The following is a 14,586-nucleotide window of genomic DNA, read 5'->3' on the forward strand; positions in this document are numbered from 1 at the left end:
TCTGTGGTGAATGCTTCCGCCTACTCATATTTTAGGGCGGTGATGGGCGACAGCGTCGCCGCCCGTAGCGCCGGATAGAGGCCGGAAAGCAGCCCAATCACCGTGGCAAAAATCAGAGCAAAGAGCGGCAGCCAGGCGGGGGTGGACACAGCCACCGTCGGCGGTGGGCCGCCGGTTTGCGCCGCCTGCCCGGCCAGGTAAGCAATGGCAAACACATTCACCACCTGCCCCAGGCTCCAGCCCAACGCCACACCGCCCAATCCGCCCAAAAAACCAATGCCCGCCGATTCGCCCAAAAAGACGCTCAGTACGTGCCGATTGGTCGCGCCCACGGCCTTCATCAAACCGATTTCGCGGGTGCGCTCCAGAATCGCCATCGCCATCGTATTGGCGATGCCGATGGCCGCCACCAGCAGGGCAATGGCCCCCATGCCGCCAAAGACCAGTTGCAACACCACGTAAAAGCTGTTAATGCCCTGCACAAACGACTGCGGCGTCCACGCCTGGAAACCCATCGCGGTGATCTGGTCGGCCACTTCCAACACCTGGTCCAGGTTGGCGGCGCGCACGATGACGGTGTTGTAGCCAGTTTTGTTGCGGTCCAACCGCTGGCCGGTAAACCAGGCGTTCATCGCTTCCAATTCCTTCAGCGGTATGTAGATGGAGTAATCGGCTTCGTCGCGGGATTCGGCCAGCACGCCAGCCACGCGGGCGCGCACCGTTTTGCGGATTTCTGTGCCGTCCTCGCTGTACTTGATGAGCGTGAAGGTGATTTGTTGGTTCAGCAGGTCGGGCGGCGGCGGCGGTTCCTGGCCGGGCCGGGCGTGCGGGTCCCAGAAATTGTTCGGTATCTGGTAGCCAACGACCACTGTGCCGGGCAGCAGTTCGGTCGTGCCCTGGTCGGCGCGCAGACCTAATTCACTCAGGTCGGTTGTGCCTGCGCCTAAAAGCTGGCCGCCGCCTTCCAGCCGGTCTACGGTCATTTGCGCCCAACCTTGCAAGTAATCCTGGGGGATCACGGCCGTTACCCCCACCATCCCCCGAAACGCTTCGACGGCCGTATCATTCAGCGGCGCGTCAATGATGGGCATACCGGTCGTCGGATCAAATTCGGTGAAATTGGGCGATACGCTGATTTTGGTCAGGTCGCCGATGCCGCCCAACTGGCTGGCCGCGTTTTGCTGCAAGCCCGACCCCAACGACACCAACAGCACCACCGCCGCCGTGCCGATGATGACGCCAACGGCCGTTAGCGCCACCCGCCCCTTCCGCCGCGCCAGGTTCTCCACCACCAACGCCATCAAATCAAAAACCGACATAATCGCTTACTCACAAAAGACCTGACAGTTTAAACCCTCTCCCCTGCCCTCTCCCTTTGGGAGAGGGAGCCAGACTTCCCTTCCCTTTGGGAGAGGATTGAGGGGAGGGTAAGCTCTGCTATCCGTTACGGCCCAAAATTTCCCGGCCCGCCAAAGTCTGGCGGCACGCTCTCTACGGGCTGCTCCGGCACGGGCACGCCGCTGCTTAATCCCAACAGACCCAGGATAAAGCGCCAGATTTTCGCGCCCAGGGTTTCCGGTTCCGGCTCCGAGGCCGGTTCCTCAAAGCCTTCCGGCGGCATTTCTGGCTCCTCGAAGACCATCCCCTCCATCACCTCCACCGTCAAGGTGTGCGTAATGACTTGCGGCTGGTTAAAGTCGTCGGTGTAATCCACGCTCAGGTGTAAATCCAGCGGCCCTGGCTGGCTGGCAATCAGCAGTGCATCCAGCGGGAAAAAGCCGCCCGATTCCAGCGCGCCGATAAAAACGCTGTTGTTCATCAGCACGGCGTCATCGGCCGTGACCTTAAATGTGCCCAACACCGCCGCACTGCTGCCCACATTCACAATTTGCAGCGGCAAACTGGCCGCTTCACCGGCAAAAATGGTCGGTTCCGGGGCATAAAAGTTGAAGCTGACCGACGGCCGTTTATACACCAGCAGCGTAATCACCTGATCATCCACAAAGCTGCCATTCTGGTCGTCGCTGTAGACAAACGACACCTTCAGCGGGTAGGCCCCCGGCTTGGTGGTGGCGTTGACAATGAGCGATTGGCCTGTGTCCAACGATTGGCCGCGCAGCAAATCGCCCAGCGCGCGCACGTTGGACGTGCCCACCGGAGCAAATTCGGTAAAGCTGCCGCTGGCCCCGGCCAGCCCGCCGGCCTGCGGCGTGCCTTCGGGGTTGACGCTGCTGCTGCCCGTACCGCCGCCCACAACCATCGTTACGCGGCGGGCATCGGTGCTGCCCTGGTTTTGCACCGTCAGGGCCAATTCAAAGATCGTGCCCGGCTCTAGCTGCGGCACATTGATCGTGTAATCGGTGATGATAAGCTGCGGGCGCAGGCGCGGCGCGGCCGTGGCCGTCGGCGTCGCGGTCGGCGTGGGCGTGGCCGAAGCCGCCCCGCCTACCGCTCGTGGCACGATGGGAAACGTCAGGGCAAAGGTGTCGTTGTAAGCCGTGCCGTTGGCATCGGTGTAAGAAACTTTCACTTCCAACGTGCCAATCGCCTGCCCGGCCAGATCGGCGCTGGCGGCCAATGGCTGCCAGAAGCGTGACTTTTCGCCGGGCTGCAAGCCGCCGATGGCCCGCACGCCGCCGGTGTTGCGCGGCACAAAGCTGCCGCTGACAAAGGTGGCGACGATGTTGCTGGCCGGAATTTGCCCGGCGTTAGCTAACGTCATCTCAAAATCGAAGTTGGCGCCGGGGGTGATTTGCGCCGAGCTGGCGCCGTAGTTGTCTACGATGAGCAGCGGCCGGACAAAAGCGGTCGCCGCGGGGGTGTTGGTGGGCGCGGGGGTGTCGGTGGGACCGGGCAGCGCTGTGACGGTGAGGGCGTTGGGCAAGGAGGCCGCCTGCGCGTTTGGATTGACGACGGTGACGGTGTACGCGCGCGGCGGTGCGCCGGCTGGCAGCAGCGCCCTTAGCAGGTTGGCGCTGACGGTCGTGGTGGCGAGTGCGCCGTAGCCTTCCAGCACGACGACCGCGCCATTGGCAAAATTACTGCCGGTGACCACCAGTTCGGTATCGCTGGCATTGCTGACGCTGTTGGGCTGCACGGCCGTTGGCTGCGGCGCGGATGATGGCGGATTGGTCGTCGTGGCGGTGGGCGTGGGTGTATCGGCCTGGGCGTAAATTTGCGGCGCGGCGCAGATCGTCAGGGCCAGCAGCAAAATCAGCAGCAGGCCGGGAGCGTATTTGCGGAAAATGGTTGATTGGTTCATAGGCGTTTGCGTGCGTAGATTGGTCCAATCTTAAAGATTGGACCAATCTTGACAGGTTTAGACTCCGGTAACGGCCGTTTCATAATCGGCCTGGGTGACGATACGGCCGTCGAGCATATAGACGGTGTGGGTGGCGTATGCCTGCATCCGCGGATCATGGGTGACAACGAGTACGGTACGGCCGTGTTGGTGTAAATCGGCCAATAACTGCATGATGGCCTGGCCGCTGGCTGTGTCCAGGTTGCCTGTCGGTTCGTCGGCCAGGATAAGCTGCGGGTCGTTGACCAGGGCGCGGGCGACGGCCACGCGCTGCTGCTGCCCGCCGGACAATTCAGCCGGTTTGTGGGTCAGCCGGTCGCCCAGCCCTACCCGCTGGAGCAGGTCGCGGGCGATGGACTGACGGCGGCGGCGGCTGACGCCGCTGAAGCGCAGCGGGTAGGCCACATTTTCCAGCGCCGACAGGCTGGGGATCAGATTGAAGGATTGGAAAATGAAGCCAATGGTGCGGCGGCGATAAATCGCCAGGGCGTTTTCATCCATCGCTTCCAGTGATGCACCGCCGACATGAATCTGGCCGCTGGTGGGGCGGTCCAGGCCACCCAACAGGTAGAGCAGGGTGCTTTTGCCGGAACCAGACGGCCCCATCACCGCGTAAAAGGTGTTGACAGCCACGGTCAAATCCACGCTGTCCAGGGCGTGGACCTTTTGCCGTCCCATTTGGAAGGTCTTGCGCAGTTCGTGGGTGATGATTAAGGGAGACATGGGAAATTGGCTATTTAGAAAAATGGGCGTACCACTGTTAACCCGCTAAATTGAGCGGCGATGAGGGCCGGCAGGGCGCGCAGCAAGGTAAAGACCAGGATGGTGAACAGGACGACGCTCCACACTTTGGCACGGCTGATGGTTTCGGCGGCGCGTGCGCCAATCAACAGCAGAAAAATGTGCCAGAGCAGGTAAATATCCACCAGGGTGAGCAGCGCCGTCAGGTAAATGTTCAGGCTGCCATCGCCCGTCGGGGCGAAGCCGGCGAGGCCCAGGGAGGTGAGCGGCTGGCCGGTGAGCCACATGGCGGTGATGCGCACGCTGTCGCGGATGGCGAAGGGCAGCAAGGTCCAGGCGACGACGTTGAGCGCCTGACGGCTGCTGCCGCGCCCGCCCATTAATGTCAGGCCGAGGTGGATGACCCAACCCAGAATCAGCCAGCCGAGATAAACGCCGAGGATGGTGACGACCGAGGGCAGCAGATAGGTGAAGACGGGGCCGCTGGTGGCGGTCATGGCCTGCTGCAATTGGGCCTGCTGCTCCGGGGTGTAATATTCAAAGCCGGGCGGCGGTGCGCCGCTGTTGGCGGCGGCCAGGTTGGCGGCAGCCTTCACGGAACCGTTCACCAGAGTACGGACGAGGCTGGTGAGGACGAGGATGAGGATGGGGGTTTGCCAGACGGCCGTTTCCGTCCCGGCAATGCGGGCAAAAGCGCGGCGTGGTTGGAACAGGGTTGGCAGCAGCCAGTCGAAGCGCCAACGGCCGTTATCGTCTGATGAATCGGACAATACATCTTCCATAGAAAAGTATCCTCTTTTCTGTCATTCCTTCTTCACTATCAAGCGATCTAGCGCAGAAGGTTTACATTTTAACAAGGTTTACCTGCGTTTAACAGTCGGCGAGCAGGGGTTTCATCTACGAATGACCACTGATGTCAAGTTATACACAAAAGCCCGACCTTGTAACAAAGGTCGGGCTTTTGTGTCGGAGGAGGAAGGATGAGGAGCTTAGCCTGGTGATAGTTCGGCCGCTTCGGGGTGGATGATCGCAAATTCAATGCGTTGGATGGTCTCGATGGTTTTGTGTACCGGGCATTGTTCCGCCACACGGATTAAAGCCGCTTCCCGGCGCTTATCCACACAGCCATTGTCTGGCATGAAGACCTTCACCTGGATGTTGGTCAGGCGGGTTGGGTTGCCTTCTTTGTCAAAAGAGACATCCACACGCATGCCCGAAGCGTCCGAATCGTGGTTGGCGCAATATTCGGCAATGAGAGCCGCTACGCATGAGCCAATCGAGGCGATGAACAACTGCGGTGGTTGTGGACCACGATCCTGACCGCCCATCTCTTTGGGAACGTCAATCAACAATTTGTGGTTGCCTATTATTGTTTCAAACACCATATCGCCACGGTAGTGGGTTGTAATTGTTGCCATTGTTACTCCTTTTCAGGTTGATATTTAGATTTTGGATGCTGCATTGACTGTAACAGCTTGATGATACTTTATACCATTATGTAAATTTACACAGTGACGGAAGTCGGTTTCTTTTGTGACAAATGTCACAAAGGCAGTTTGAGCATTTGCCGGACACTCTGTACAATGGTGCGCATGATGGCCGAAACAAAAACGACCTTCTGGATTTTGGGCAATCAACTCCTGGCAAATCATCCCTTATTAGAGGGGGTGGACAAAACGGCCGTCACCATCCTCTTCATTGAAAGCGCGGCGCGGGTGCAAAAATTACCCTACCAGCGCAAAAAATTGGTCCTCTTGTTCAGCGCCATGCGCCATTACGCGCAAGAATTACAGGCGCAAGGATTCCAGGTAGATTATCGCGCTGCGCCCACTTTCCTGGCCGGCCTACGGGCGCATGTGGCCGCTTACCAGCCAGACGAGTTGCTCACGATGGCCGCCGCCGACTGGTCCGGCCGCGCTTTTCAGCAGGGTCTGGCGGCGCAGTTGGGGCTGCCTGTTACCATCACGCCCGACCGCCAATTTCTGGTGGCCCAATTTAACCCGTACCCGGATACGCCACCAGAAAAGCCGATCGTCATGGAATACTTTTACCGGGAGATGCGCCGCCACTTCAACGTTCTGATGGATGACCGTCAGCCGGTTAGCGGGCAGTGGAACTATGACAAAGAGAACCGCAAGCCGCTGCCCGCCGGTTTGCCACTGCCGGCCGTCCCTGTCTTTGCGCCAGATGCCATCACCCAGGCGGTGATGGCTGAAGCGGCTGCCCTACCCGGCATCGGCGCGCCCCATGGCTTTAGCCTGGCGGTGACACGGGCGCAGGCGCAGGCGGCCTGCGCCGATTTTTTTGCCCATCGCCTGGCCGATTTTGGCGCGTATGAAGACGCCATGACTGTGCGTCACGCGACCCTGTTCCACTCGCTGTTGTCGCCTTACCTGAACATTGGTCTGTTGGAACCATTGGAACTTATCCGGGCGGCGGAGCAAGCCTACCACGACGGCCGTGCCCCGCTGAATTCCGTTGAGGGGTTTGTGCGCCAGATTTTGGGCTGGCGTGAGTACATCTACTGGCAATATTGGCGGCAGGGGCCGGCGCTGTTGGCGCTGAATGAGTGGGGAGCAGAACGGCCGCTGCCCCCCTTCTTTTGGAGCGGCGCGACAGAGATGAACTGCCTACGCCACGTTATCCACCGGGCGCTGGAGGATGGCTACACCCACCATATCGAGCGGTTGATGGTGGTCGGCAATTTTGCCATGCTGGCCGGTTTAAAACCGACGGCCGTCAATGACTGGTTCCTCGCCTGCTACCTGGACGCCTATGAATGGGTGATGGCCCCCAACGTCCTGGGCATGGCCCTCAACGCGGATGGCGGCCGCACGGCCACCAAGCCCTACATCGCCAGCGCCAACTACATCCACAAAATGAGCAATTACTGCGCCGGCTGCCGCTTCAGCCATAAGCAGCGCCACGGCGACGACGCCTGCCCCTTCAACTTTCTCTACTGGAATTTTCTCATTAGACACGAGGCAAAACTGCGGGCTAATTCGCGCCTGGGGCAAAACGTGTTAGGGCTGCGCCACCTGGATGAAGCGGAACGCACGGCCGTGACCCGTCGGGCGCAGCAGTTTTTCGCCGCGTTTGACAGTGAGGCGGTTGGATGATTTGTTAGCCAACTCAACCACGTAACCTTTTTCGGGGCGATTCGTCTAAAATAAACACCATGAATAACCAATGGAGCGATACTGAATTGTTAGCGGCGCTGCGGTGTCGGGAAGAAGCAGCGTTTGTCTACCTGTTTGAAACCTACTCCGACCGGCTGTTTCGCTTGGCCGCCGGTTTGTTGGAGGATGAAGAAGAGGCAGAAGGGGTCGTGCAAGAGACGTTTTTACGTCTGTTTGAGCGCCTGGAGCAGTTTGAGGGGCGGTCCAGCCTGAGTACATGGCTGTACCGCGTGGCCTATAACAAATCTATAGACATGCTGCGCCGCCGTCGCGTTACCCTCTCATTAGACGGGACGATGGATGATGAGGCCATGGTAGCCCCGGCCATCTTGGCGGACTGGAGTGAAGCGCCGGAAAAACTGGTTTCGCAGGCAGAGATGACGGCCGAATTGGACCGGGCGATGGCGGCGCTGCCGGATATATACCGGGTGGTGTTTTTATTGCGGGAAATGGAAGGGCTGACGACGGAGGAAACGGCCGTGATCACCCATCTGTCCATCAGCGCTGTGAAAGTACGCCTGCACCGCGCCCGTCTCTTTTTGCGTGAACGCCTGGCCGAATCATATGCGGCCCTGGCCTGAGGTACGAAGACAATGACTTGTGATGAATTAATCAGCTACCTGTCTGACTATATTGACCAAAATTTGGATGAAGAATTAACGGCCGCCGCCCAGGAGCATCTGGCTACCTGCCAAAACTGCCGCGTCGTGCTGGATACCACCCGGCAAACCATCATCTTGTTCAAGAAACAGTGCCAACGCACCATTCCGATGGGGCGGCGGCAGCAGTTATTCAATACCTTGCAGGCTGCCTTTTTGCAAAGTGAGCCGGGTGAAGGGTGATCGCCGGGCAGTGACACCTAGACGCAAAATTGATTTTGCCAGTTTTGTAACCAATCGAATCCGCCTGCGTCTAAAAGGGTGTATGCAGGTAAGACAAAATGGATGACACAAAAAAAACTTTGTTGAAATTGCTGCTGGTTTGCGTATTGTGTGTTGGTCTGGTGTCTGGCCTGGTTGTCTTAATTCAATCGTTTAATTAGTTTATGACTGGAGGTTTGTGATGCCGAAAAATATGGGAACTGTGGATCGTGTTGTGCGGGCTGTGTTTGCCGTGGTTGTGGCTGTGTTGTATTTCGCCAACATGATACCGGGGACGGTGGCGATTATTTTGGGTGTGTTGGCGCTGGTTTTCCTGGCGACCAGCGTTGTGGGCACTTGCCCGCTGTATATCCCTCTGAAACTCTCGACGAACAAAAAATAACGGCCGTTACCCCCAACGGCTCGCCTAAAAAACAGGCCGGCAATCGCCGGCCTGTTTTTTTGAAATAGGGTATAGGGTACAGCTTATACTGCGCTGGCAGCCGTAATCAGTATTCAGTCACCAGTTTTCAGTGACCAGTTTCAGTTGGCGCTACTCTGGAAAACGCGCACCGAATACTGAACACTGACTTCTGGATACTGCTACGAGCCTCCAGCCAGGATCGCATCGATCATAGACTGGAATTGGGCGAAGGGCAGCGCCCCGCGCACTTCTTCGCCATTGATAAAAAAGGTGGGGGTTGAACTGACGTTGCGGCTTTGGGCAATTTCCCGGTCGGCCTGCACCAGATCGCTGTATTTACCGGAGTCCAGACAGGCGTTAAATACGGCCGTATCCAGACCCAGGTTAACCGCAAAGGTTTTCAGGCTGCGGTCGTTAAACGCGCTCTGGTTTTCCCCTTTTTGGTTTAGGAACAGCATATCGTGGTAACGCCAGAAAGCGCCTTGCTCGTTGGCGCATTCGGTCGCCTCGGCGGCCCGAACAGATTCTGGTCCGAGGAAGGCATAGTGGTTATAGACAAAACGTACCTGGCCCGTATCGCCATACATTTGCCGAATTTGCTCACCCGCGCCCAGGGCAAACTGACCGCAGTAAGGGCATTGAAAATCGGAAAACTCCTCAATTACCACGACGGCATCTTCTGGCCCCCAGGCACGGCCGTCGGCATTGGCCGGCTCGTCGGCGACTTCCGGGACGACAATGCCCCGCGCCGCGATGGTGGTGGTGATTTGACGTGTCCAAAACATAAGACCGGCGATGATAACAACACCGGCGACGGTGAGGGCAATGGTTAACGAACGCCGCCGCTTTTGTTGCGATTGGTGCTGCACGCGGCGGGCGCGACGAGATTGACTCGGTTTTGGGGTCATGATTTTTCCTCCATAAAAGTTTAGGTTGCTGCTCAGGATGTGCTTCGGCCAGGACTTATAGGGAGCGAGGTGGAGGAACGAGAGGGCTGGTGACGGCCGTTTGTGGCAGATGAACCGACAAAAACCAGGACGATATCATAAAGGGAGCGGCGACCCAACCTTCGGCTGTCGGCGGCCAGATGGCCGGACAGGGACAGGAGTGGGGAGCGCCGCTGGTGTTGGCTTCGACCAGGCGTACAGAATCGTGGCAGGGGATAGCGTTGGGGGCGGGCGGGGAAACGGCCGTTTCCCCGCCCGCCTTATCACAAGCGGGATTATTGACCAGGATAATCGGCCGACCCGCCAAAATAAGTATGACTACCAACGTGATCCATCGCCACATAATCTTTTGATTATAGCGGCGCTGTCTCAAATTCTCCATGTTCAGGCTTTTCATCTCACGCACTCTTAACCCAAAAGAGCGGTGAGGCCCATCGGCGCTCCATCCATCGTCCCCCTATTTACTCATAGACAACCCCCCGGTTCCTACTCTATAATAGCTTTATATTGTGAAACACATTTTCAAAGATGGCCCTTAACTAACCGGGGACGGTTAGCGGTCTGAGCAAAGCCTGATTCCAGCATTGGATCAGGCTTTTTTGGTAAAAGGGCATGTTTGAAGAAGTGGGTTAGTGGGCGAGTTGGCTGGCAAACCAACCAACTAGTAGCCGTAAACCGAAGCCGTATGCCGTTTTCCGTTGGCATTTGCAGAGGCGCCGCCCTATGGAATACGGCATACGGAATACGGGATACGGATTACCGAACACCTGTACCAGCTAACCTGCACCAAGTCATTTAAGGAGTATTTCCCATGGACAGCGATACCTTTATCGAATTAGAAGAAACCTACAGCGCCCACAACTACCATCCTTTGGATGTGGTGATTGAACGGGGTGAAGGGGTGTGGGTGTATGATGTAGACGGCCATAAATACCTGGACTGCCTCAGCGCCTATTCGGCCGTCAACCAGGGACACTGCCACCCCAAAATCCGGCAGGCAGCCATCGAGCAGATGGGGCGGGTCACGCTCACCTCGCGCGCCTTTCGTAATGACCAGATGGGGCCATTCTTGCAAGAATTGTGCCAGCTTAGCGGCTATGAAATGGCGCTGCCGATGAATTCTGGGGCGGAAGCAGTGGAGACGGCCGTCAAAGCGGCGCGCAAATGGGGGTATGAAGTCAAAGGCGTGCCGGATGGTCTGGCCGAAATCATCGTCTGCCAGGGGAATTTTCACGGCCGTACCATCACCACCGTTGGTTTCTCCAGCGAGGCAGGCTACAAACGCCATTTTGGTCCCTTCACGCCCGGCTTTGTGACAGTTCCCTACGGCGACGCGGCTGCCCTGGAAGGGGCCATCACGCCCCATACCGTCGGTTTCCTGGTGGAGCCGATTCAGGGCGAGGGGGGCGTGGTGATGCCGCCGGAAGGCTACCTGGCCGAAGCAGCCAACATCTGCGCCCGCCACAACGTTTTGCTGATTGCCGACGAGATTCAGACCGGCCTGGGGCGTACCGGCCGATTGTTTGCCAGCCAGCACGAAGAGGTGCGCCCGGACATCACCATCCTGGGTAAGGCGTTGAGCGGCGGTTTTTACCCGGTGTCGGCCGTGTTAACCGACCGGGACGTGTTGGGCCTGTTCCAACCGGGCGACCACGGCAGCACGTTTGGCGGCAATCCGCTGGCTTCGGCCATCGGGCGGGCGGCGCTGCGGGTCATCGTCGAAGAAAATTTAGTGGAACGGTCACGCGAGTTGGGCGCTTATTTTAAGGGGCGGTTGGCGCGTATTGAGAGCGACATCATTCAGGAAGTGCGCGGCAAGGGGCTGTTTATTGGCGTAGAGCTAAAAGTGGCGGCACGGCCGTTTGCCGAAGCGCTGCGTGATCGGGGGATTCTGTGTAAGGAGACTCACCGGACTGTGCTGCGCTTTGCCCCACCGCTGGTCATCGGCAAAGAGGAAATTGATTGGGCGATGAACCACATTGAGGCGGTGCTGATGACCGAAAAGGTGGCGGCGTAGGGATTTTGGATTTGGGATTTCGGATTGAAGATGAAAGGTTGGGCAAGGCCAATCCCTCATTAGCTTTCAATCTTCGGGCTTTTCCCCAGGAAGAACTGCACGGCCGTTTGCCCATCCGCTTTCTCTAGCTCCAGCAACAACATTTCAAGTTCCACCTGGGTGTGTTTGGTGGCGGCGGCCAGGGCATAGGCGAACAACGGGCCGCGCCCCGGATGGTCCAGGTGCATGGCATCGTGAATGTCTGGCGGAAAGTAGAGCCGCTGCGCCAGCGGGCCAAGCAGGGGCACGCGATACAGCAAAAAAAGGGGGATAGCCGCCCGGCCAGACAACAGAGCGGGCACGGTCGTTGTGTCCGGGCAGATGGGCGTGTCTTCCGGGCGACAGTGGGCCGGACCGCCTTGCGTTTCTACCCAACGGGCTACCCAATTGGCATGGGCGTAAAAATCCTGACGGCCGTGCAGCAGCCGCCCAAACGACTGTAGGGCCGCCGTCCGATCTTGTTGCCTGGTGATGGCGGTGACGGCCGTTTGCCGCTGCTGGTGAATATACGCCTCGCTGTCGGCAAACCGGCTGTCGTCGAAGTGGTAAACCGGGCGCAGCAGCCCTACCAGGCTGTCCTGCCCCAGATTGGCCTGGATGATGATCTGTAAATCGGCCGGCGAAAAATAGGCGGCCAATACGTCCTGAATCATCTGGCGGTGGTACTCAGCTTCCATGCATCCATTATCCTGAAATCAGCCAGACCCGCCAAAAAAGCCCTATCCGTGCTACAATCACTCTTCAAAACTGGGGCCGCGCCGCTTCCCCCTTCACAATTCACAATTCTGGAGCCTTATGTCTAAACTTATCAAACTACTCGTCCTTTTTGCGATTATCGGTCTGGCAACTTTTTTGGTTTTGCGGCGCTGGCTGGTGGAACAGGCCAGCCCACTGCCGGATAATTTGGGGGTGGTAGACGGCCGTCTCGCCCCCTGCCCCGACAGCCCCAACTGTGTCTCTACCTTTGCCACCGACACAGAGCATGGCATTGCACCGCTGGCGTATGATGGGAATACGGCCGTTGCCCAGGCGGCTATCCTCGCCATTCTGCAAGCCCAACCCAGTTACACCCTCATCAACAACGACCCGGCCTACATCCACGCCACAGCGCGTTCCGCTTTCTGGGGTTTCATTGATGACGTAGAGTTTTATTTTGATGAAGCGGCCGGCCTCATCCACTTTCGCTCCGCATCCCGCCTCGGCTATGGCGATGGCGGCGTCAACCGCCGCCGAATGGAAGAAATTCGGAAATTGTACGAAAATAGATAATCGAACTCGACGGATAAAGAACCAGGCTTGAATGATTTACACGTTCGGATTGGACCAATCTCAGAAGATTGGTCCAATCTTCCACTTGTTATTTAATTTTCATTCCTTAAGGAAAATTTAATGGCTACAAACACCCCGCAAACTTATAAGAATTTGGTGCTGTATGAGATTTACGTGCGCAATCACGGCCGTTCCGGAACATTCGCCGACGTCACCGCCGATTTGCCGCGCATCCGCAGCCTGGGCGTGGACGTGGTCTGGTTTATGCCCATCCACCCCATCGGCCAGCTGCACAAAAAAGGGTCGTTGGGCTGCCCTTATTCCATCAGCGATTATCGCGCAGTCAACCCCGAATACGGCTCAAAGGAAGAATTTCGCCTGCTGTGCCAATACGCCCACGCCCTGGGCCTAAAAGTGATGATTGACGTGGTCTACAACCACACCGCCCACGACTCGGTGCTGATCGGCCAACACCCCGAATGGTTCCACCAGGACGAACACGGCCGTCCCTTCACCACCGTGCCCGAATGGAGCGACGTGATAGACCTGCACTACGCCGATCCCGCCCTGTGGGATTACCTGATCGAATCACTCAAAGGTTGGGTGGAACTGGGTGTGGATGGCTTTCGCTGCGACGTGGCCTCGATTGTGCCGCTGGAATTCTGGCGGCGCGCCCGGCAAGAAGTGGCTGCCGTTAAGCCTGGCGTCATCTGGCTGGCCGAATCGGTGCATACCAGCTTTGTCATAGACCGGCGGCGGCACGGGCTGGTCGCCCAATCTGATGGCGAAATCCATCAGGCGTTCGACCTGAGCTACGATTATGACATCTGGCCGACGTGGGTAACGGCCGTTACCGACCCCACGGCCGTGCCCACTTACATCTCCCTGCTGCAATTTCAGGCTGGCATCTACCCGGCCCACACCATCAAAATGCGCTGCGTCGAAAACCACGACCAGCCGCGCATCATGCGGCAGGCCGCCAGCCGGGCGCAAGCTCTGGCTTGGACCGCCTTCCAGGCGTTTAACGAAGGTGCGTTCCTCATCTACGCCGGGCAAGAATCAGAAAACGAACACACCCCCAGCCTGTTCGACGTGGATAAAGTGATCTGGCGCGATTACGCCTTGCAAGGTTTTCTGACCCGCCTGTGCCAACTTAAAAAAGACCCGGCGCAGGCAAATGGGCAGTTTGCGGTGATTACCGCCGTGCCGGCCATCAGCGCCCTCTGGCAAAGCGAAAACGAAGGGTTGTATGGCGTCTTCAACGTCAGCGGCGCAGACGAAGTAATGCCCACCCCGCTGCCCGACGGCCGTTACACCGATTTGCTCAGCGACCGGCCAGTAGAAGTGCGCGATGGTCAGATGAGTGTACCGGAAACGGCCGTCATCCTGCGTTATCACGGCCGTCTGGCCCTGGCCGCCCACCGCCAACCGTCACAATTTTTGTAATACGGCCGTGCGCCGTAAACCGTATTCCGTATTCAGTGTTCCGTTTACGGTTTACGGCTTACGGCTTACGGCCTACGGCCCCCTTTCTTAACGTTTTCTCAACGAACAGACCACAACTCCTATCCGTCCATCCCCCTGGTTTGTCAACCCGCTTGCCCTTGTGCTAGAATCAACCAAGTTGATACATTTGGCAACAGGCGGCTAATAGGCCGCTTTTTTGTATAATGCCAACATCGTATCTGCTGCGTGAAGAGGAAAATACAGCGCAATAATAAAGGAAGGGTGGTTAGACCAAACAGGTTTCCAAATAAACCTGTTTGGTCTAACCACCCTCTAACCGATTTTTTTGGAGGTATGCAACTA

At 57.8% G+C, this 14,586-nt stretch carries 15 protein-coding genes; 7 read left to right on the top strand and 8 right to left on the bottom strand.

Annotated features, from left to right (window positions below; all coding sequences use genetic code 11):
* Nucleotides 1-20: 20 nt before the first annotated feature.
* From IPM39_20940 to IPM39_20960, 5 genes are all read right to left on the bottom strand, one after another.
* Entirely contained in the window at nt 21-1,319 is a 1,299-nt protein-coding gene (locus IPM39_20940; protein ID MBK8988502.1) for an ABC transporter permease, read from the bottom strand.
* Nucleotides 1,320-1,444: 125 nt separating this feature from the next.
* Nucleotides 1,445-3,262, bottom strand: coding sequence for an IPT/TIG domain-containing protein (locus IPM39_20945; protein MBK8988503.1), 1,818 nt, complete (start codon nt 3,260-3,262; stop codon nt 1,445-1,447).
* Nucleotides 3,263-3,319: 57 nt separating this feature from the next.
* Nucleotides 3,320-4,024 (bottom strand): ABC transporter ATP-binding protein, encoded by a 705-nt coding sequence (locus IPM39_20950; protein MBK8988504.1) that lies wholly within the window; start codon nt 4,022-4,024, stop codon nt 3,320-3,322.
* A gap of 14 nt (nt 4,025-4,038) precedes the next feature.
* Nucleotides 4,039-4,824 (bottom strand): YIP1 family protein, encoded by a 786-nt coding sequence (locus tag IPM39_20955; GenBank protein ID MBK8988505.1) that lies wholly within the window; start codon nt 4,822-4,824, stop codon nt 4,039-4,041.
* 207 nt (nt 4,825-5,031) lie between these two features.
* The gene (locus tag IPM39_20960) at nt 5,032-5,460 is read right to left on the bottom strand and encodes an OsmC family protein (GenBank protein MBK8988506.1); all 429 of its coding nucleotides are present in this window, start codon (nt 5,458-5,460) and stop codon (nt 5,032-5,034) included.
* A gap of 177 nt (nt 5,461-5,637) precedes the next feature.
* On the opposite strand from IPM39_20960, the gene IPM39_20965 reads away from it, so the two are divergent.
* The 4 genes from IPM39_20965 to IPM39_20980 all read left to right on the top strand — a co-directional run bounded on the left by IPM39_20965 (nt 5,638) and on the right by IPM39_20980 (nt 8,484).
* Entirely contained in the window at nt 5,638-7,161 is a 1,524-nt protein-coding gene (locus IPM39_20965) for a cryptochrome/photolyase family protein (GenBank protein MBK8988507.1), read from the top strand.
* 59 nt (nt 7,162-7,220) lie between these two features.
* A complete protein-coding gene (locus IPM39_20970) occupies nt 7,221-7,802 on the top strand; it encodes a sigma-70 family RNA polymerase sigma factor (GenBank protein MBK8988508.1) in 582 nt (193 codons plus the stop codon).
* Between the two features lie 12 nt (nt 7,803-7,814).
* Entirely contained in the window at nt 7,815-8,063 is a 249-nt protein-coding gene (locus IPM39_20975) for a zf-HC2 domain-containing protein (protein ID MBK8988509.1), read from the top strand.
* 220 nt (nt 8,064-8,283) lie between these two features.
* Nucleotides 8,284-8,484: a DUF2892 domain-containing protein gene (locus IPM39_20980; protein ID MBK8988510.1), complete on the top strand. Its 201-nt coding sequence runs from the start codon at nt 8,284-8,286 to the stop codon at nt 8,482-8,484.
* 200 nt (nt 8,485-8,684) lie between these two features.
* Here IPM39_20980 and IPM39_20985 read toward each other — a convergent pair whose 3' ends face one another.
* Both IPM39_20985 and IPM39_20990 read right to left on the bottom strand, forming a co-directional pair.
* A complete protein-coding gene (locus IPM39_20985) occupies nt 8,685-9,413 on the bottom strand; it encodes a DsbA family protein (GenBank protein MBK8988511.1) in 729 nt (242 codons plus the stop codon).
* A gap of 55 nt (nt 9,414-9,468) precedes the next feature.
* Nucleotides 9,469-9,795, bottom strand: a complete 327-nt coding sequence (locus tag IPM39_20990) for a hypothetical protein (protein ID MBK8988512.1) — start codon at nt 9,793-9,795, stop codon at nt 9,469-9,471.
* 468 nt (nt 9,796-10,263) lie between these two features.
* On the opposite strand from IPM39_20990, the gene rocD reads away from it, so the two are divergent.
* The gene (gene rocD / locus IPM39_20995) at nt 10,264-11,469 is read left to right on the top strand and encodes an ornithine--oxo-acid transaminase (GenBank protein MBK8988513.1); all 1,206 of its coding nucleotides are present in this window, start codon (nt 10,264-10,266) and stop codon (nt 11,467-11,469) included.
* Nucleotides 11,470-11,528: 59 nt separating this feature from the next.
* On the opposite strand, the gene IPM39_21000 is transcribed toward rocD, so the two are convergent.
* Nucleotides 11,529-12,185, bottom strand: a complete 657-nt coding sequence (locus tag IPM39_21000) for a hypothetical protein (GenBank protein MBK8988514.1) — start codon at nt 12,183-12,185, stop codon at nt 11,529-11,531.
* Nucleotides 12,186-12,303: 118 nt separating this feature from the next.
* Here IPM39_21000 and IPM39_21005 point away from each other — a divergent pair, with 118 nt between their 5' ends.
* Nucleotides 12,304-12,777, top strand: a complete 474-nt coding sequence (locus IPM39_21005; protein ID MBK8988515.1) for a DUF1499 domain-containing protein — start codon at nt 12,304-12,306, stop codon at nt 12,775-12,777.
* A 120-nt stretch (nt 12,778-12,897) separates the two neighbouring features.
* Complete coding sequence (locus tag IPM39_21010; GenBank protein MBK8988516.1) at nt 12,898-14,223, top strand: alpha-amylase; 1,326 nt, start codon at nt 12,898-12,900, stop codon at nt 14,221-14,223.
* Nucleotides 14,224-14,586 lie beyond the last annotated feature (363 nt).

This window comes from Candidatus Leptovillus gracilis (genome assembly GCA_016716065.1).
GTDB lineage: Bacteria > Chloroflexota > Anaerolineae > Promineifilales > Promineifilaceae > Leptovillus > Leptovillus gracilis.